Consider the following 19191-nt stretch of genomic DNA (forward strand, 5'->3'; position numbering starts at 1 on the left):
TTCCTTTTTTTAAAGATAAATAGTACAATTCTCTTATTTTTTCATTTGTGTAACAGAATAAAAGAACCTTTCAACCGAATACATTGACAATTGTCCTGCAGGACCATTTAAATTATATTCAAAACCATGTGTACCCCACGGAATGGTGAGCAGATAGTTTTTCACATGGTGCTTATCCAGTTCTTTTTTCATCATTTCACTTTGAATATGCCACACGTGTGCATCAAGACAACCATGAGCAAGCAATGTAGGGGTTGTCTTTGCATTTACATGAAATAACGGCGATTCTGCGTGATATCTATCCGGAACCTGATCGGGCGTACCTCCTAGAAAATCCCGCTGGACTTCTCTTGAATCCATAATCAGAGGATTATCCGGATTTTTATAACTCCACGGCATATTGATAGCTCCATAAAATGCAGCAACTCCTTTCACGCCACTTTCGTGTCCGGTGTAGGCCATGGTTAAAACGATTGATGCACCTGCAGACCTTCCCATCAGAACGATATTAGTAGTATCAACTTTTAACTCAGCTGAATGTTGGCGAATCCATTTGAATGCAGAATGCAAATCTTCCTGCTGCGCCGGACTTGGAAATTTCGGAGCAAGCCTGTAGTTGATGGTTGCTACCTGATATCCTGCATTGGCAAAATAATTGTTGGCAGCAGCTATTTCGCTGTTGTCCCCACGTTTCCATGAACCGCCATGCACTACTATTAAGCACGGACGAACGCCGGAAATGGCTGAAGGAGTAAAATTTAATGTCAAATCAACACCGGCAGGTTTTGCAAAATGATAAGTTCTAAAAGGGATATTTTTTGCTCCGTTACCCGTAAACATCTGAAGAAAGCTAAAAGGATGTTCCTGATGAAAACCAGTCATATCAGCGTCTTTTACTCCGAACGAATTTTCAAGATCTGCAGAAAGACGACTTCCAACATTATAAGCGCGGACTATTGGTGAAGAAAGAATGACAAAAGTAATAACCCCTATAATAATTGAGGCTTTTCTGAATCTTTTGGAATACCAACTCCAAACCAATAAACTTAGTGACACAAGCATAAATATCCATGGAAATTCAGGAACTGCAATGCCCACATACCACGTACTCTGACTTGGTACAGGAAAGAAATTAACGAAGGAAAGGATAAAAAGAAGGATGATAATTAAAAAACGAAACATAGCTATGATTTAAAACTAACTTACGACTTAATAACCACATTAGTTTTCATATTATTAATTCATCATGATATTTTTAAAGATATACTATCAAACATGTCTTCTTACTACACACTGTCAAGTTGAATCCTATGATAATCAACAAATTAATTCTATCCTGAATTCAGGCTTAATTTATTGATTAGGTTTTGACTAACTCTTAAGCTATATAAATAAAAACGCAAATTTCGCAAAAATAAACCCCTTTTGATGATTTCAAAAGGGGTTTATTTAAGTTTAAACTATTATTTTTTAGCAGCTGGTTTTTTAGCCGGAGCTTTTTTTGCAGTCGCTGTTTTCTTTGCGGCAGGCTTTTTAGCGGCAGGTTTTTTCTTTTCAGCGAACGCTTTAGGATCCTGTGCAGTGATCCATTTTTTAACCTCATCAAGAGAAACTTCTTTCAACTCGTCAGATTCATATTTGGTATCATCTTTTTTCTTAGGAATTTTAAACATTGCTTTTCCAAATTTGATGAAGGGCCCCCATCTTCCATTTTCAAGGGAGATTTTTTCTTTTTCCCACTGCTGAATGTATCTGTTTGCTTCTTTTTCTAATTTAGCTTCTACCAATTCATTGATGTCACTTTGAGAAAGGTTGTCAAAATCATATCTTTTCGGAACATTGATGAAAATGCTCTGATACTTGATGAAAGGTCCGAATCTACCTGTTCCTTTAGTGATAGGCTCTCCTTTAAAGTTTGCGATAGGTGCATCAGCTAATTTCTTTTCGGCAATAATTTCCTCTGCACGGTTTTGATCAATAGAAAGCGGATCTTCACCTTTAGGAACACTAATATAAGTTTCACCCCATTTCACATAAGGCCCGAATCTTCCAACACCGATGGTGACTGACTGGCCTTCAAAATCTTTTAATTCAAACGGCAGTTTAAACAATTCCAAAGCGTCATCCAAACCGATTGTTGCAATATTCTGTCCAGCCATTAAAGAAGCAAAAATTGGTTTTTCTTCATCATCCTGCTCACCAATCTGAATCATCGGCCCGAATCTTCCTATTCTTGCATACATGTTCTTTCCTGATTTAGGATCGACACCTAAAAGACGTTCTCCATTGGCACGGTCAGCATTTTCTTCTACGTCCTCAATTCTAGGATGGAATTTTGAGTAGAAATCAGTCATCATCTCTTTCCATTTCTGATCTCCGTTAGCAATTTCGTCAAAACTTTCTTCTACTCTTGCCGTGAAACCGTAATCTAAGATTTCAGAAAAATTATTAGTTAGAAAATCATTTACCACTTCACCAATATCAGTAGGAACAAATTTATTTTTATCTCCTCCAAATTTATCATCAAGAACTTCTTTCTTAATTTTATCTTTTGCCAAAGAGATTTTTACCACTTCACGAATTTGTGGTTCAAGTTCTCTTTTATCTACATATTCACGGTTCTGAATCGTCTGAATAGTTGGCGCGTACGTTGACGGACGGCCGATTCCCAGTTCTTCAAGCTTTCTCACCAAACCTGCTTCTGTATATCTCGCACTTGGTCTGGTGAATTTTTCTGTAGCAGTAATTTTTTTATAGTCTAACACTTCCCCTACCGTAACTTTCGGCAATAATTTTTCATTACTTTCTTCGTCTTCGTCTTCTGTTTTGACAATTCCGTAAGCTTTTAAGAAACCGTCAAAAATAATCACTTCACCCTGGGCCTCAAAATGCTGAGGCAGTTTTGAATTTCCAATTTCGATAACGGTTTTCTCAATTTTAGCATTCGCCATTTGCGAAGCTAATGTTCTTCTGTAAATGAGCTGATATAATTTGCTTAGCTGAACATCACCAATTGATTTAACAGAGAAATCTGTAGGACGGATCGCCTCATGAGCTTCCTGGGCTGATGATGATTTTGTTGTATATTTTCTTGGTGCAGAATATTCAGCGCCATATTCGGATGTTATCTGATTTTTTGCACCGTCAATCGCTTCCTGAGAAAGATTTACAGAGTCTGTTCTCATGTAAGTGATGAAACCTTCTTCATATAATCTCTGAGCCAGACGCATTGTATTGGTAACGTTGTACCCCAACCTTGAGGAAGCTTCCTGCTGAAGAGTGGAGGTGGTAAATGGTGCGGAAGCTGAACGTGTTCCAGGCTTGGTCTCAACATTCAGAACTTTAAATTCTGTCGTTCTTGCTGATTCCAGAAATTTTTCTGCATCTGCTTCTTTTTCGAAATCTTTTTTAAGTTTGGCAGTAATTTCCTGCTCAGACTTATTTAAGAAAATTCCGTCAAGCTTGAAACTTGCTTTCGGGGTAAACTGCCGAATTTCCTTTTCTCTTTCTACAACCAATCTTACAGCAACTGACTGTACTCTACCCGCAGACAATCCCGGTTTTACTTTTTTCCAAAGTACAGGAGACATCTCAAAACCTACGATTCTATCGAGAACTCTTCTTGCCTGCTGAGCATTCACCAAGTTCTGGTCAATATCTCTTGGATTCTCAATTGCTTTAAGAATTGCATTCTTAGTGATCTCGTGGAAAACAATTCTTTTTCTGTTTTCGGGTTTCAGTTTTAATTCGTCTGCTAAATGCCAGGCAATAGCTTCTCCCTCACGATCCTCATCGGAAGCGAGCCAGACCATTTCGGCTTTCTTTACAGCAGACTTTAACTCTGTTACCAATTTCTTTTTATCGGCCGAAACTTCGTAATCCGGACTGAAGGTGGCAAGGTCAATTCCCATTCCTTTTTTTGGAAGGTCACGGATGTGTCCGAAGCTCGATTTGACTTCGAAATCCTTCCCTAAATATTTCTGAATAGTTTTTGCTTTTGCCGGAGACTCGACGATTACTAAATTTTTCGACATCCTCTAAATTTTTGCAAAAGTAAAGCTTTTTTATTATATCGTTTTTTCATCATATCATTTTATGCAGTAATTCTATTGGCGAAATGAAGATTCTGTAGAAAAATCCCTCAAAAGTAAAGCCTTTTCCTGACATTTCTACACGGTACGTCAATGATAAAATGACAATAAATAAGGTAAAATAAAATTTAAAATTAAATTTCAGGGTCTCAGATTTCATCGTATGGGCACTATCCTTCAACTGCATGGCAAAAAGCACAATAATGAATATCATATGAATATACATCCATCTTCCCCAATCTATTGCAAGATAAAACAGGGGTAAAGAAAAGATAAAAGCCACCATCAATAAAATAGATATCATCTTTTTTTCTGTTTGATATTTTAAATAAAAACTCACGTGAAAAACGGAGATCAAAAAACTTATAAAGTATAATCGGTAATCTTTAAAATGTTCAATTATGTACTGTCGTTCATTAATATTCCAGAAGAAAATACCATTTGTTAAAAAAACACCGCGTTCCTGTAGAATTCGCAGTGAATTACCTTCATTTATGTTCTTCCCTAATAGGACGATAAGAGCAGCGGGAATAAAAACGGAAATAATATATTTCAGAGATCTTTTGAATTCAACTTTTCCGGTTTTTAAATAGATTGCTATTAAAAAATAAGGAATGAAGAAAAGAGTGATCTCGTGAAAAAACATCGCAATTAAAAGTCCCGAACAAACGAAATATTCTTTTGATTTTGTGAGTGAATTGCTGTTAATATGATAAACGAAATAAGCAAACAGAAAGAAAACAATAAATTCTTTCTTACCTACATAATCTACACAGTTAAACAAGCCGATAAAGCCGACAGAGGATAATAGTAATGAGACATAAAGAAATGTTGCTTCTTTATATTGTATTAATTTAAAATAAAAATAAAAAAATCCTGAAATGACAATGACCTGAAATAAGTAAACCAGCAAATTGAGCTGTACTCCAGTAATGTCCTGTAGCAGGAAAAAAAAACTTCCGGAAAGACCTCTTCTTTTAAACCCCCCATCCTGATAATTGATCAGCCAGTCACCCAAAATATATCCGTCTGATTTTGCATTATGCAGATAGGTAAAGGTGAGCGCAAACAAAGCTGTCACAATAATCAGAACATTAATAAAGCCTTTAATATTAAAAAAAGATAAAATTTTCTCTCGCATCATCATAAGTTCTTGGATCTGTTAAAAAAAGAGAAGCAAAACAGCCCTTAAAATATTATATAAATCCATTGATTTGTGAAATCAAAAATATGAATTTACGAATATCCAAGCACTATTTTACCTCTCTTTACTGCAAGATTAAGAAAATTTCTTTTTTAGGTTTATTTTTTCAAAATCTTTACAACAGTTTCAGAATTATTGATTCTTACAAGATAAACTCCCTGAACAAGTGAAGAAACATCTGCTTTTGTGTTTTCAAACCTGCCTGCTTTTACCATTTGACCCGAAGCATTATAGATTTGATAGTGATAATCTTTAGTATCACTAACTTTTATATACAATACATCTTTCACAGGATTAGGAAACAGCGTAATCCTGTTTTCTTTGGCTATTTCAGTAATTTCATTTTTTGTGAAAACATTTGAAGCTTTCACCGATGCTCCTGCAGTAACCGGAAGCGCAGGAATAGGCCCCAATTCATTTCCGTTCTGATTATAATTGATTTTTACACACCGGCAGTTCATTCCGAAATACGGATCATTATTATCATGAAACGTAATCAGGCGATTGGCACTTGAAGCGGCATCAAATAGTATGTTGATAGGTCTTCCTATGTAATTTGAGTTCAAAGCTGCTGTCCAGACTCCAGGGTATTGAAAATTATTGAACGTAAAAGTTCCTGCAGAAGACTGGTTAGCAGTAACACTCCTGAAACCACGTGATCCTGAATTTGGATAGTTTCCTACAGGATAACTGGAATCATTAAACATATAACCGATTGTAGTAGTTGTCGTATTTCTCACTCTTACCCCTGCATAATCGTTAATTAAATTATATGCTGTTGCTACATTTTTATCTTTTTTATACCATGGTGTAATTCCAAAATCCCGGTTTGTAATAATGGCAACACTGGTAAGATCCGGAATCCTCCATCCTTCCGGACATGGATCAAAAGGGGATTTCTCACCACCTCTTCCCCATCGGTCTGCTGCCACATTCGGCTCATTTAAAAGCCAGTCGGTTCCGTTTGTATAATTCGGGACAGCTGTATTATAAGGAGCAAATGTACTTGGAATCATATAAACCAGAGGATTTCTTACGGAATACGAAAGTACTTTTGCTATCTTATCTGAAGTTTTATCAGTAGATAATATATTGGCATTTGTAGCATTTGTATAGGTGGCATAAGGAATAATATAATTACCGGGAAGCGTATTGTAAACACCGGGAGTAAGTGTAGTATAAGCAATATTTCCATTTGCATTTACATTTCCTAAGAATATATTATAAGAAGCTCTCGTATCTGCATATTGAAATGACGGAATGGGATCTTTTCTGCCCCATTGGTATTGCAAACCTGTAGAGGCTCTTATTTTTGCATATTCCGCTGCCGTAGGGGTCAGAGGATTCGCTACGATGGGAAAAGAATCAGTAGCTCCAAGATTCCTATCCATGAATTCTGTTTTTAAAACATCACCTTTAGGAACATAATTCACATAATTGGTCGCAGAAGCGTTAGGAATTTCTGTTGTATAATTATACGATCCTATTTCTGTATCCGTTACCCATACATGCCATGACCAATACACAGGATTATTTATATTTCCGTTATGTAAAGTGATTACCGCATTTCCGCTCTGATTGGGATTTACCGCAACAATAATCTTTGAATTGGCTAGACCATCAGTTGAGCCCGGAGATGGATTGCTGACACTAACTGTACCAATTAAACCTGTATTGGTCGTCCATAGAACATTCGCTTTTAAATCATTAAAATTTGAAGGGATTAAGATCTCAGTATTATTTAACAGTTGACTCTGAACAGAAAACGCCTTTGAAACAGGAATTTTAATCATTGATGAAACAGTGCTTTTAACAATCTGATAGGTATTGGGATTATGTAAACCTTCGGTATATTCTGAATTCATATTTAAATACTGGGTAGGAAAATTATATCCGTTCACTACATACAAAGGATCTTTTATACATCGGCATCCATTGGCATCCGAAGTTTTTAAATTTGAGGTCGGCACATACCAATATCTGCCTTTGACAGTCGGATTTGCAGGATCCGGTGTATCTGGCTGATATTTGTCCGGAACCATAAATAATGCTCTTGCCGCAACCGAAGGTGTAGCATCAAAAAACCGGGTCATTGTTGCCGTCCAAAGACCTGTATGATGTTGATCAGTATATTGTCCAGCCTGAGTATCTATAATAAGCTGACCCGTTCCGGGAAACACTCCCATATTGTTTCCTCCCGCATTTGACAAATCAAAACCAACATTCGGATACAATCTGAAACCGGTCATAAAAGACGGAACATTAGCGTCATTGGGCTTAATAATGTGATAACCATTAGCTTCAAAAGCATTTTTACCTAAGGTAGTTCTAACACCAAAAGGCGAGTAATCAATCCTGATATCATCTACGTATGCACCTGATGCCAGATTAGCAACCAACATGGAGGGAACTCTCCATCCATTCGGACATGGATCAAAAGGAGACTTGTCCCTGTAAGGTGCGGCACCGCTATCACTGTTATAATCTGAAGTCAGTACTCCTTTTGAATTATCAGCCCATAAATTTAGTTCCGACAGTCTGCTGTCATTAATGCTTGTTGATTTACCAAACCAGTTGACCATAAGACCTGTGTTATTATTATAATAAGCAGGGCCTGTATTATCATTTTTATTTACATAAATTAAACTTAAAGGATTTTTAACAGAAAGCTGAATATTGTTATCGAGAGTTGCATTAGAAAGAAGTACAAATTTTCTAAGGTTATCAAAATTTACTGCGTTTGCAAAGTTTTTGGCTCCTCTGTGTCTAATTCTTCCTATTGATCCGGAGACTTCATAAAAATCATTGCCTTTATAAACTAAAGGAGGAATAGGGTCTTTTCTACCCCATTGATACAGAAGTCCACCACTTTTGATCCAATCCCCGTCTGTATTACTATTGTTGATAGCGCCTAAATTCCTGTCCATCCACTGCCAGTCTGCATCCGGAATATTTTCAATTGTACCGTCTTTTCTCTGCCTCTTGACCTCTGTAAAACTTTTATAAACAGACCCGCCGGAAGGATCATCGGTAGCCCAAATATGCCAAGACCATAAAATTTCGCCATTGATTCTGAAAGCAATAACTGCATTTCCTTTTTTGACTTTGCTGATCAGCACTTTTATTTTCCCATTCTCACCGGTGTCAAGAATTTCCAGACTGTAATTTGCTCCAGTCTTTATAAGTCCAGGGACATCTTCCCAAAGTACATCAGCAGTCACGTTACCCTTAATAGCATCCGCACTTACTAAATACTTATAACTGCTCCACATTTCGTATGCTTTTTTAACAGGGATAAATAATCCTTCACCATGTTGACTGGCATCAAAAATATAGCTGTTAGGTGCTTTAGTCCAATCCAGGGTTTGCGCTACACGAGACTCTATAAAATTGCTGTGCTCATCAATTCCGTCCCCCCTATCTAGTGTATCGGCCACTGCAAGGCTAAGTGCCGACTCATCAGTTGTCAATACAACATTCTCTATTTCTAAATCATTTTTAGAATACGCTTTTAAAGAAACTAAGCATAATACTGCGATTAGAATCTTTCTAATTTTACTTTTCATATTAAAATTGTATTTGGTGTGATAATAAATTTACATTTAAATAATATTAATAAAAAACGAATATTATTTAAACATACTTAAAACATAAAACAATTATATTAAATAATAGTTAAATTAAATCAATATTTAACATAAAATTATTTTAAGTTATTATATCAAAAATACAATTTTCAGCGAATAATATAAAATTTAAGATTACATTTTTTTTAAAAAATGTAATCTTAAATTTTATAAATAATAAAGTTGAAAGGAGAATTTTTATGGCAGTAAGTAATTATGATAGCGATCAATAGTAAAATTACCATTGATAATATTTTTAAAACTTGCAAATACGATAAAATTAAAAATAAACAGTGCAATGATAAAAGTATGTATCAGCTTTTTTGTTCCCGATGATACTACATACATAGCATTTGGGATGATAATATAAGAGAAACCGATAAAAGCACCCGCCAGTCTTGAAGAAAATATAGGATTATTCCTGAAAATAAAATAAAAGCAGATCCCTATAACTACATAGTTTCTGTGATATTCATAGTAAGGATATTTTTCCTGCATAGGTGTATCAAAATAGAAAAGAAAAAATGTAAGAATTGCCATCATGACTTCCGGAATACCAATTCCACCATTCAGACGTGTAGCAGTTTCCCCAATATACCCGTTAAAACCCTCAACGAGTACATTATCTCCTGCCACGCTACCGAGAAAATCTCCAAAAAACTTATATACCTCAAAAGGAGAAGCAAAGACTGAAACAATAATCAGAATAAGCATCCATACTTTATTCAGAGGTATACGCGCAACCCAGTACATCGGTAAAAATATGTAGCAGACATTATGTATACCTGCCCCCAGATAAATACATAGTAAATACAAAAGCAATTTATCTTCTTTGATAAATCTAATTCCATAATAAACAATAAAAGATCCTAAGCACTGTCTGATCTGACCGCTTTCTCCAATAAAAAAACCAGGTATAAACAGAAAGAGAATAAATGTAAATGGATAAAAAGTATTGTCATCAATATATTCTATCTTGAGAATAATGGTAATCGCTGCGATAACCAATGTAAAAACATAAAATGGCGCATTAAATATGTTAAGTAAAACTTTATTAATCAGAACAAACAGCCACTCAAGTTCTACAGGCTGAGGACCTTCAAGAAAAAATGCTTTTCGGATAATACTCAAATAATCTTTGGTATCAGAATAATTATAAATCCCCACATAACTTCCATAATCCGGCCCCACCTCATCTCTCAAGCCTGCAACGATTATGAGATACCCACCCAGAAACCAAAGCCATTTTTTTTCAACCTTATTTCCATATACTTCCTGAAAACTGAAAATAACCAAAAATACCAGCGCAACAATATAATATGGATGTAGTAAACTCATTATTTTGGTATAGATATTTTAAACTGATGAAATGCAACAATAAGCCCCGAAAGAATTAAAGGCAGAAACAGTCTCGTTTCCCAAAAAAGCCCTACAAAAGTAATCATTCCCAAGTAGGGCAATGAAAAAAACAGGTACCTTTTCAAAATTAATTTTCCGTACGGGCCACACAGTTGCAGTGTAAAATACAAACCTAGCAATCCGAAAAATAATCCTGCAATGTTAAAAGGACTTGTGAAATTTTTCATCAGGTAAACGCCTTCAAAGAATGAAGTATTCTGCGGGATCATCAACTTCAATCCCATATAAGGTATTACAAAAGACACCACCAAAAGACCAACTTCGTTGATTGACTTTAGATTTCCAGCTTTAATTTTTCCGGGATCGACTGCAATCGCTGCGTAAAAAGCAATATTGAGACATGACGTCTCTCTTATCAACGTCGACACCAATACCATGAGACACAGCAGTATAAGATCAAGGCGTCTTTTCTTATGATAATATTTTAAACTTAATAAAATTCCCAGCAGATAAAAGAAAACAGCAATGCTGTCACAGTTCGTAGGCACATACTGTACGATTACAATAAAAAAAACAGCTAAAAGATGGATCAGCATTCTGATATTGGAATTATAAAGAATCTCGACAGGTCTGAATTTCAGTATAGAATTTAAAACGAGTGATGAAAGTATAAAAAAGAAACTGTTGATCAAAAATATACTGTGATAAAAAACCGTACCGTTTTTATGAAGTAAATCTTTAACTGATATCAGGTAATTATTAACTGAAAAATCAACTGCTTCTGTAACATATACCATTAAAAAATTAGGAATTATACGGTACGCATATACCGATGAAAACATAAATTCAGGAGCCTCCTCCATTGATTTGAGTTTTACATAAGACGATTCAAAGCCATAGTAGGATATAAAAAACAACAGAAATGGTAAAACTACCACAAATAAAAAACTGTTTATTTTTTCATCGAAGGTTCTCAACATACAAACAGTTCCTCAATTAAGAATAAAATTTTTGTGTTTTGATTAATGCCGGCAAAAAAGGGAACTCATGCAAAAGTAAAAGTTTTTTTCATTTTAAATGAATATTTTCTTGATTTTCAACGAAAACTTATCGCATTATTCTTTAAACTAATCCTTAAAAAATTAAATTTGCAAACCTGATTCGATAATCTCATGCATCGTCTTTTTATCTTTTTATATTATCTGATTGCCAAAAACAGATTTCTTTCTACTGCAGCTGCTTTAGGAATTTCTTTACTGTGCCTGTTTTTTGCTTCTAAAATTAATTTTGAAGAAGACATCAATCAGATCATTCCGAAAAGCGAAAAATCTGATTTGACAGCAAAAGTCCTGAAACAGCTGAACTTCTCAGACAAAATCATCGTCATTATTGAAAACAAATCACATGAGGACAGTTTTCAGTTATCTGAAACAGCAGATCAGTTTTTAGAAAAAACGCAGTCAGTAAAAAAATACATCGGGTCCATTCAAGGCAAAGTAAACAGTCAGGAAATTACCGAAACGTTTGATTTTGTTAATCAGAATCTTCCTTTTTTTTTAGATGAAGAAGATTATCGGAAAATTGAGCAAAAGCTGAATAAAGACAGCATTGCAAAACAGGTCGAAAATAATTACATTTCACTGGCTTCACCAACAAGCCTTGTCACAAAAGATTTCATTAAAAAAGATCCTCTGGGGATTGCATTTTTAGGAATCAGGAAACTGAATGCTCTCAACATCAGCAAAGATTTCAAACTGGAGGACAATTACATTGTCACTAAAGACGGAAAAAACCTCCTTTTATTCATCGAACCTGTAAACAAAAGTAATGACACCAAAAACAATGAAGCCTTCATCAACCGCTTAAATGAGATTAAAGATACTCTTAACAAAAAGTTCAGAGGAAAAACAGAACTCAGCTATTTTGGTTCACCTGTAATTGCTGTTGCGAATGCTCAGCAGATCAAAAAAGACATTCAGAATACAGTCATCATCTCAATGACGCTGCTTTTGATCTTACTTATATATTATTTCAGAAATGTTTTAACGCCTGTTATCGTTTTTCTACCTACCTTATTCTCAGTTTTGCTTGCTTTGATGGTAATGTATTTCATAAAAGATAAAATTTCTACCATCTCATTAAGCGTTGGCGCTATTTTAATAGGAATTACGATTGATTATGCTTTGCATATTCTCACTCATTACAAGCACAACAATAATATTGAAGAACTATATAAAGAAATTACCCAGCCGATTATCCTGAGCAGCGCAACGACAGCTGTTTCATTTTTATGCCTTGTTTTTGTACGTTCTGAAGCCCTGAAAGACCTGGGACTTTTTGCATCAATTACCGTTTTATTTTCGTCAGTCTCAGCATTGATCATAGTCCCGCAACTGTATCATCCTAAAGAAAAAGCAGGAAAGGTGAATACTAATTTTATCGACACCATTGGGCACTATCCCTATGAGAAAAATAAACCTTTGATTATCGGTTGCTCTCTGGTCATCATAGCATGTTTATTTGGTTTCAGACATGTTGGTTTCAATGAAGATATCGGTGATTTAAATTACATCCCTAAAGATCTGAAAATAAGCGAAGCGAAGCTGGAAAAACTATCTGACATCACTTCAAAATCAATTTACACGATTTCTTACGGAAATTCTGAAGAAGAAGCCCTATCCGGAAATTCAGACCTGAGTCAGTTTTTGGAGAAAGAAAAAAAAGAAGGAAAAATTTTAAGTTATAATTCGATTGGTAATGTAGTGCTCTCTTCAAAAGATCAGCAGAAAAAAATCGAAGCGTGGAACAGATTCTGGAACAAAAATAAAAAAGATCAGATCTTACCTGAATTGATTCATCAGGGAAACAAATACGGATTCAACAGTTCAGCATTTGATAAATTCGTTGAAAATGTAAATAAAAGTTATTCCATTTTAAGTTTAAAAGATTACAAAAAGATTAAAGCCCTTCAAATCTCAGAGTTTCTGAGTGAGGAAAATGGGTTTTACACGGTTTCCAATATTGTAAAAGTTGATGAAAAGAAAAGAGATGCTTTTATAAAAGATATTGAGAAAAAGCATGATGCGATTGCCATTGACCGCCAGCAGATGAACGAAAACTTTTTAGGATTACTTAAGAGAGATTTCAACACCCTGATAAATTATTCGTTACTGGCCATTCTTCTGACGATTATTATTTTTTTCAGAAATTTTGAACTGACGCTTCTGACTATGTTCCCTATTGTTTTAACAGGAGTGGTTACAGCAGGAATCCTCTATTTTCTGGGATTGGAATTAAATATTTTCAGCACGGTCGTATGCACTTTGGTCTTTGGAGTCGGGGATGACTTCAGTATTTTCCTGACGAAAGCAATGCAGAAAGAGCATACAACAGGTAGAAATGAATTGCCAACCTACCGGATTTCAATTATACTAGCCGTTTTCACAACGATTTTATCAATCGGATCTTTAATTTTTGCCAAACATCCTGCTTTACATTCTCTTGCATTAGTTGCTCTGATCGGAATGCTTTCCGTCATCATTATTACATCTACTTTGTATCCGTTCTGGTTCAGGTTTTTAATTATTAACCGAACCCAAAAAGGACTTTCACCCATCACTTTCAGATTGTTTTTACACTCTGTTATTCTTTTTGCATATTATGGATTGGGTGGACTCCTATTTTCAGTCCTGGGCAGTATTTTTGTCAAAAATTCAAAAGGCAGGACGTTACAGCTCATCAAATTAATCTTAGCCAAATTTTTAACATCTGTATTGTACGGAAATCCATGGGTAAAGAAAAGAGTAATTCCAAACCCTGACGAAGATTTCAGCAAACCTGCAATTATAATTGCTAACCACACTTCTTTTCTCGACACGTTGGCTATTGCTATGGTAACTCATAAGATTATCTACCTTGTTAATGACTGGGTATACGATTCTCCTGTTTTTGGAAAACTGGTCAGGGCTTTAGGATTTTATCCGGTCTCACAGGGTATCGAAAACGGAAAAGAAAAATTAAAAGAAAAAATTAAGGAGGGCTATTCTCTCGTTGTTTTTCCTGAAGCAGAAAGATCCTACACGAATGATGTAAAACGTTTTCACAAAGGTGCCTTTTACCTGGCAGAAGAATTCGGACTGGATATATTACCTATCTATATTCATGGAAATTCTGAAGTACTGCCTAAAGGTGATTTCATCATTTATGACGGCGATATTACTGTAAAAGTGGGAGAGAGAATCAGTAAAGATGATTTATTATTCGGAAATTCCTATAAAGAAAGAGCCAAAAACATCAATGCTTATTTCAGAAATGAATTTGAAAGACTGAGGAGCGAAACTGAAGATGAAAATTATTTTAAAAAGAAATTATTTTTAAGTTTTCTATACAAGGAAACAGAAGTCGTGGATGAAATAAAACGGGATTTTAACAAAAACAAATCTGTTTATTTCGAACTTAATAAGTATATCCCGAAAGACGCAGTGATATTACACATCGCTGATGACTTTGGGCAGAAAGACGCTTTGCTAACATTACAGCAAGCCGGAAGAAAGATTTTCAGTTATATAAAAAATACTGAAAAACGCGAAATTGCAGAGAACAATTATATAGTAAAAAAAAGAAAACTGAATTATATTAAAAACATCTCTGAAGTCACCAGAACCATTGACATTCTTCTGATTTCAGATTCAGATTTTAATATACAGGAAATTACCCATCTCCCTAAAACGGTTATATTTATCAATGCAGAAAATGCAGTTTTTGAAAACCCTGCATTTAACTTAGTGTTCACTAATGAATCAATAAGAGTATTCATTAATGAATAATAAATTTTAAAAGCATATTTTTGTAATCCATAAAGAATATCAATGCAGAAAAACGTACTTGTTTTATATTACACACAAACGGGGCAGCTGGAAGATATCATGAAAAATATCGCTCAGCCGTTTGAAGATAAAAAGGACGAATATTTAGTAACTTATTACAACATTCAGTTGAAGGAGGATTTTCCTTTTCCATGGCCGGGTGATGTCTTTTTCAACACCTTTCCCGAATCTTATCTGCAGATTCCGACTGAGATTCTTCCGCCGCCGGAGAGTGTACTGAACAAAAAATTCGATCTTATCCTTTTCGGATATCAGGTATGGTACCTTACTCCCTCTATTCCGATTATTTCATTTCTGAAAAGCAGCTATGCAGAAAGCCTGTTAAAAGACACTCCTGTAGTGACTGTTTCCGGAACACGAAATATGTGGATGCTTTCCCAGGAAAAATTAAAAGTTTATTTAAAAAACCTCAATGCCAGACTCATCGGAAACATTGCTTTGGTTGACAGGCATGATAATTACACCAGCGTTTTAACGATTCTCCGTTGGCTGACAACCGGTCAGAAAGAAAAATCCGGCATCCTTCCCGCGGCGGGAGTTTCTGATGAAGAAATTTCTGGATCTGTGAAATACGGGAAGATCATTGAGAATCATTTTGACAATAATGATTTTGTAAATCTGCAACCGGATCTGGTGAGGAACGGAGCGGTAGAAATCAGACCTTTTCTGGTCAGAGTTGAGAAAGTAGGAAACAAAATTTTTACAGTTTGGAGCAACCTTATCATAAAGAAAAAGGAAAAACGACCTTTGCTGATCAAATTCTTTAAAGTATATTTGATGGCAGCAATCTGGATCATTTCACCAATTGTGTTGGTTTTTCACCTATTATTAGCACCTGTTTTGTGGTCAAAAAGACAAAAACAGAAAAAATATTTACAAGGAATTAATTTAAAATAGAAATGCAAGACGTATTCATAACAAAAGCTTCAACATACTTGCCGAATGAGCCGGTTTCGAATGACGAAATGGAAAGCTATCTTGGCTTCGTAAATAATACCCCTTCTAAAGCGAGAGCTTTAATTCTAAGGAATAATAAAATTAAAACAAGATACTACGCTTTGGATAAAAACGGGAAACCTACGCACACCAATGCGCAGATTACCGCAAAAGCAGTAGAAGGTCTTTTTGATGATCAGTTCAAAAAAGAAGACATGCAGCTTCTGTCTTGTGGAACCTCTTCAGCAGATCAGATTCAGCCGTCTCATTCATCAATGGTGCATGGCGAACTGAATATCGGAAAGTCAGTAGAAATCAATACCTCCACCGGTCTCTGTAATTCAGGGATGAACGCTCTGAACTATGGGTTCCTCAACATCAAAGCAGGAATAAAAGATAATGCAGTCTGTGTAGGATCCGAAAGAATGTCTGCATGGATGACCGCAGATAAATTTAATCACGAAGCAGAAAATCTCAAACTTCTGGAAGAAAGACCCATCATAGCTTTTAAAAGAGAGTTTTTGAGATGGATGCTTTCAGATGGTGCGGCTGCATTTTTGCTGGAACCCAAACCGAGAGAGAACGAAATTTCCTTAAGGATTGACTGGATTGATTTCTATTCCTACGCTCACGAAATTGAAGCATGTATGTATTCCGGCTGCGAAAAGCAGGAAGACGGCAGCCTGAAATCATGGGCTGAATATCCAGCTGAAGAGTGGCTGAACCAATCAATCTTTGCCTTAAAACAGGATACCAAAATTCTTGACAAATATATTCTTGTAAAAGGTGCTGAAAGTTTAAGAACGTCATTTGACAAACATGATCTTGATCCTGAATCGATCGATCACGTTCTGGCACATATTTCGTCAGGCTATTTTAAAGAAGGTCTAAAAGAAGAATTTGCCAATGTTGGACTTGACTTCCCATGGGAAAAATGGTTTTATAATCTTTCCGAAGTAGGAAATGTTGGAGCTGGATCTATTTTCATTGCTGTTGAGCAGCTGATGAATTCAGACAAGCTGAAAAAAGGAGAAAGAATCCTTCTGTGTGTTCCTGAAAGCGGAAGATTTGCTTACTCATGTGCATTGCTAACCGTTTGCTAATGGAAGTTACATTACCCAATTCTGATAAAAATTTTGTTGAAAATCTGATTCCGCAAAAGTTTCCTTTCGTCATGGTAGGTGAAGTTTCAGAATATTCTGAAAATCACGTTATCTCTGGTTTTATAATCAAAGAAGACAATATCTTTGTTACTGACGGAATCTTTCAGGCATCAGGACTGATTGAGCATCAGGCTCAAAGTGTAGCTTTACACACCGGGTATAAATATTTTCTTTTGGGAAAGGAATCGCCCACAGGGTATATTGGTGCCATCAAATCTTTTGAAACAGACACCTTGCCTAAAGTCGGAGATCATCTGGTAACCGAAGCAACCATTCTCAATGAAATGCTTGGCGTAACTTTAGTTGAAATCATTACTAAAGTAAATAATACGGTTATAGCAAAATCACAGATGAAAACGGTTGTAAAATAAATTCAAAACAATCACAACTCGTCAGTTCGAGTAAAATTCTAAAAGAATTTGTATCGAGAATCTTTTAATTGCAGTTTCTCAATACGAATTCCTCAAATCTATTTGTGTGACAAAAAAAACAATTATACGTTTTTAAAAGAATATAGTTTAAATGGAGTTAAAAGAAGAAAATATCATTAACATTCACCATTTTTTACCTCATCGCAAACCGATGCTAATGGCTGATTATATTCTGGAACTTACTCCGGAAAACGTGGTGACTTCTTTTGAAATTACTTCAGACAATATTTTCGTTCACAAGAATCAGTTTTTAGAATCAGGCCTCATAGAACATTCGGCGCAGACATGCTCATCAATTCTTGGGCAAAGCTTTTTTAAAGGGTCTGGTGTTGATACGAAAGTGATTGGTTTCATTACCAATATTAAGAAAATTGAAATTTTTGCTTTACCGAAAGTTGGTGATAAGATTATTTCTAAAGCTTCATTGATTTCTCAATATGAAAATATTTGTCAGATTTTCTGTGAAACTTTTTTGGATGAAAAACTGTTGATTCGTACAGAGATCAGTCTGTTTATTCAGGAACTGAAATCATAAAAACTTATTCTACACTATATAAGCCGACTTTTTTGAGTTGGCTTTTTTGTTAGCCCATACTTTTTCCTTATTACAACGTCATTTCAAGTCGATTCTGAAAAAATTGTACCCAAAAGTTGGATGAGCGGTCTTTGATCATGGATACATTTTTCTTTGAAAAACACTCGAATTGACGCAGTGACTAAACAATTTAAGTTTATATTTGAAAAAAATAACAGTATGAGCGTTAATGTAAGGTTTTATTCCTACGATATAGAATTTGAATTTGAAAACTCTGTGGAATTTCCCATTGCTCCTGCGGTGGGTGACGAGGTAAATCTGATTTCGTTTTTTAAATATAGAACTTCAGAAAGATTAGAATATGTCAATAATATGGAGGACCTCTATCTTTATGAAAACGCATTGGTCACTGAGCGTACCTGGTGCAATGACCTGGAAAAAGATGAAGTCTATCTTTTGATTCATTTGAAGTACAAGAAAAGAAAGTAATTCTTCTCTGTATTAAAAAATTTTATCAAAATAAAGCAACTCAGACTGAGTTGCTTTTATTATTAAGAAACAGATCGTTTGATTCCGACAAAATTATTGGTCTTCTCTTTAACAAAACTATCATAGAGATCATTGCTCTAATCAGTTCTACTATTTACAATTCCATGCCTCCTGTACAATAATAAGGTGAACCCTTTGTATTTAATCAAATTAACATTCATATTATAATAACAATTGCAAATTTCCAGTTGATAAAAGAAGATTCACATTTTCATTTTCTAAATAATGTTCAACCATAAATTTAGCATCTTCAAATTCCATAAGAACTTCTGCGGCACTATCATGAGTTTAATTTTTAAAGAAATTGTGAACATCTTTTTTTTGTCCTGAAGCATCTAGTGATAATAAGGTAAGCGAATGAATAAGTCAATTATCGTTCATTTTATAGTACTGTAACCTCATAAAATAAAA

Annotated in this window: 12 protein-coding genes; 6 read left to right on the top strand and 6 right to left on the bottom strand. The window is 35.1% G+C overall.

Features of this window, described 5'->3' with window-relative positions:
- Positions 1-33: 33 nt before the first annotated feature.
- From AC2A07_RS18725 to AC2A07_RS18750, 6 genes are all read right to left on the bottom strand, one after another.
- Positions 34-1182 (bottom strand): alpha/beta hydrolase fold domain-containing protein, encoded by a 1149-nt coding sequence (locus AC2A07_RS18725; protein WP_484051639.1) that lies wholly within the window; start codon positions 1180-1182, stop codon positions 34-36.
- 281 nt (positions 1183-1463) lie between these two features.
- Positions 1464-4034 carry a type I DNA topoisomerase gene (gene topA, locus AC2A07_RS18730; RefSeq protein ID WP_484051640.1) on the bottom strand — a complete coding sequence of 857 codons (2571 nt, stop codon included), beginning with the start codon at positions 4032-4034 and terminating at the stop codon, positions 1464-1466.
- A 49-nt stretch (positions 4035-4083) separates the two neighbouring features.
- The gene (locus AC2A07_RS18735) at positions 4084-5232 is read right to left on the bottom strand and encodes a hypothetical protein (RefSeq protein ID WP_484051641.1); all 1149 of its coding nucleotides are present in this window, start codon (positions 5230-5232) and stop codon (positions 4084-4086) included.
- Between the two features lie 161 nt (positions 5233-5393).
- Positions 5394-8861: a T9SS type A sorting domain-containing protein gene (locus AC2A07_RS18740; protein ID WP_484051642.1), complete on the bottom strand. Its 3468-nt coding sequence runs from the start codon at positions 8859-8861 to the stop codon at positions 5394-5396.
- A 258-nt stretch (positions 8862-9119) separates the two neighbouring features.
- Positions 9120-10259 carry an EpsG family protein gene (locus tag AC2A07_RS18745; RefSeq protein ID WP_484051643.1) on the bottom strand — a complete coding sequence of 380 codons (1140 nt, stop codon included), beginning with the start codon at positions 10257-10259 and terminating at the stop codon, positions 9120-9122.
- The gene (locus tag AC2A07_RS18750) at positions 10259-11260 is read right to left on the bottom strand and encodes a hypothetical protein (protein ID WP_484051644.1); all 1002 of its coding nucleotides are present in this window, start codon (positions 11258-11260) and stop codon (positions 10259-10261) included. The genes AC2A07_RS18745 and AC2A07_RS18750 overlap by 1 nt, the downstream gene beginning before the upstream one ends.
- Positions 11261-11452: 192 nt before the next feature.
- On the opposite strand from AC2A07_RS18750, the gene AC2A07_RS18755 reads away from it, so the two are divergent.
- The 6 genes from AC2A07_RS18755 to AC2A07_RS18780 all read left to right on the top strand — a co-directional run bounded on the left by AC2A07_RS18755 (position 11453) and on the right by AC2A07_RS18780 (position 18720).
- On the top strand, positions 11453-15106 hold the full coding sequence (locus tag AC2A07_RS18755) for an MMPL family transporter (RefSeq protein ID WP_484051645.1): 3654 nt from the start codon (positions 11453-11455) through the stop codon (positions 15104-15106).
- 42 nt (positions 15107-15148) lie between these two features.
- Entirely contained in the window at positions 15149-16063 is a 915-nt protein-coding gene (locus AC2A07_RS18760; RefSeq protein WP_484051646.1) for a dialkylresorcinol condensing enzyme DarA, read from the top strand.
- Positions 16064-16065: 2 nt separating this feature from the next.
- A complete protein-coding gene (darB, locus tag AC2A07_RS18765) occupies positions 16066-17205 on the top strand; it encodes a dialkylresorcinol biosynthesis protein DarB (RefSeq protein WP_484051647.1) in 1140 nt (379 codons plus the stop codon).
- Positions 17205-17636 (top strand): hotdog family protein, encoded by a 432-nt coding sequence (locus AC2A07_RS18770; RefSeq protein ID WP_484051648.1) that lies wholly within the window; start codon positions 17205-17207, stop codon positions 17634-17636. The genes darB and AC2A07_RS18770 overlap by 1 nt, the downstream gene beginning before the upstream one ends.
- A 151-nt stretch (positions 17637-17787) precedes the next feature.
- A complete protein-coding gene (locus AC2A07_RS18775) occupies positions 17788-18231 on the top strand; it encodes a hotdog family protein (protein ID WP_484051649.1) in 444 nt (147 codons plus the stop codon).
- A gap of 219 nt (positions 18232-18450) precedes the next feature.
- A complete protein-coding gene (locus AC2A07_RS18780) occupies positions 18451-18720 on the top strand; it encodes a hypothetical protein (protein ID WP_484051650.1) in 270 nt (89 codons plus the stop codon).
- Positions 18721-19191: the final 471 nt, after the last annotated feature.

It is taken from the genome of Chryseobacterium sp. HNCC26DJ238, from assembly GCF_057180465.1.

Excerpts from the sequence above, each read along its gene's own strand:
- AC2A07_RS18725 (WP_484051639.1), bottom strand. The coding sequence starts at position 1,182 with ATGTTTCGTTTTTTAATTATCATCCTTCTTTTTATCCTTTCCTTCGTT.
- topA (WP_484051640.1), bottom strand. The coding sequence starts at position 4,034 with ATGTCGAAAAATTTAGTAATCGTCGAGTCTCCGGCAAAAGCAAAAACT.
- AC2A07_RS18735 (WP_484051641.1), bottom strand. The coding sequence starts at position 5,232 with ATGCGAGAGAAAATTTTATCTTTTTTTAATATTAAAGGCTTTATTAAT.
- AC2A07_RS18740 (WP_484051642.1), bottom strand. The coding sequence starts at position 8,861 with ATGAAAAGTAAAATTAGAAAGATTCTAATCGCAGTATTATGCTTAGTT.
- AC2A07_RS18745 (WP_484051643.1), bottom strand. The coding sequence starts at position 10,259 with ATGAGTTTACTACATCCATATTATATTGTTGCGCTGGTATTTTTGGTT.
- AC2A07_RS18750 (WP_484051644.1), bottom strand. The coding sequence starts at position 11,260 with ATGTTGAGAACCTTCGATGAAAAAATAAACAGTTTTTTATTTGTGGTA.
- AC2A07_RS18755 (WP_484051645.1), top strand. The coding sequence starts at position 11,453 with ATGCATCGTCTTTTTATCTTTTTATATTATCTGATTGCCAAAAACAGA.
- AC2A07_RS18760 (WP_484051646.1), top strand. The coding sequence starts at position 15,149 with ATGCAGAAAAACGTACTTGTTTTATATTACACACAAACGGGGCAGCTG.
- darB (WP_484051647.1), top strand. The coding sequence starts at position 16,066 with ATGCAAGACGTATTCATAACAAAAGCTTCAACATACTTGCCGAATGAG.
- AC2A07_RS18770 (WP_484051648.1), top strand. The coding sequence starts at position 17,205 with ATGGAAGTTACATTACCCAATTCTGATAAAAATTTTGTTGAAAATCTG.
- AC2A07_RS18775 (WP_484051649.1), top strand. The coding sequence starts at position 17,788 with ATGGAGTTAAAAGAAGAAAATATCATTAACATTCACCATTTTTTACCT.
- AC2A07_RS18780 (WP_484051650.1), top strand. The coding sequence starts at position 18,451 with ATGAGCGTTAATGTAAGGTTTTATTCCTACGATATAGAATTTGAATTT.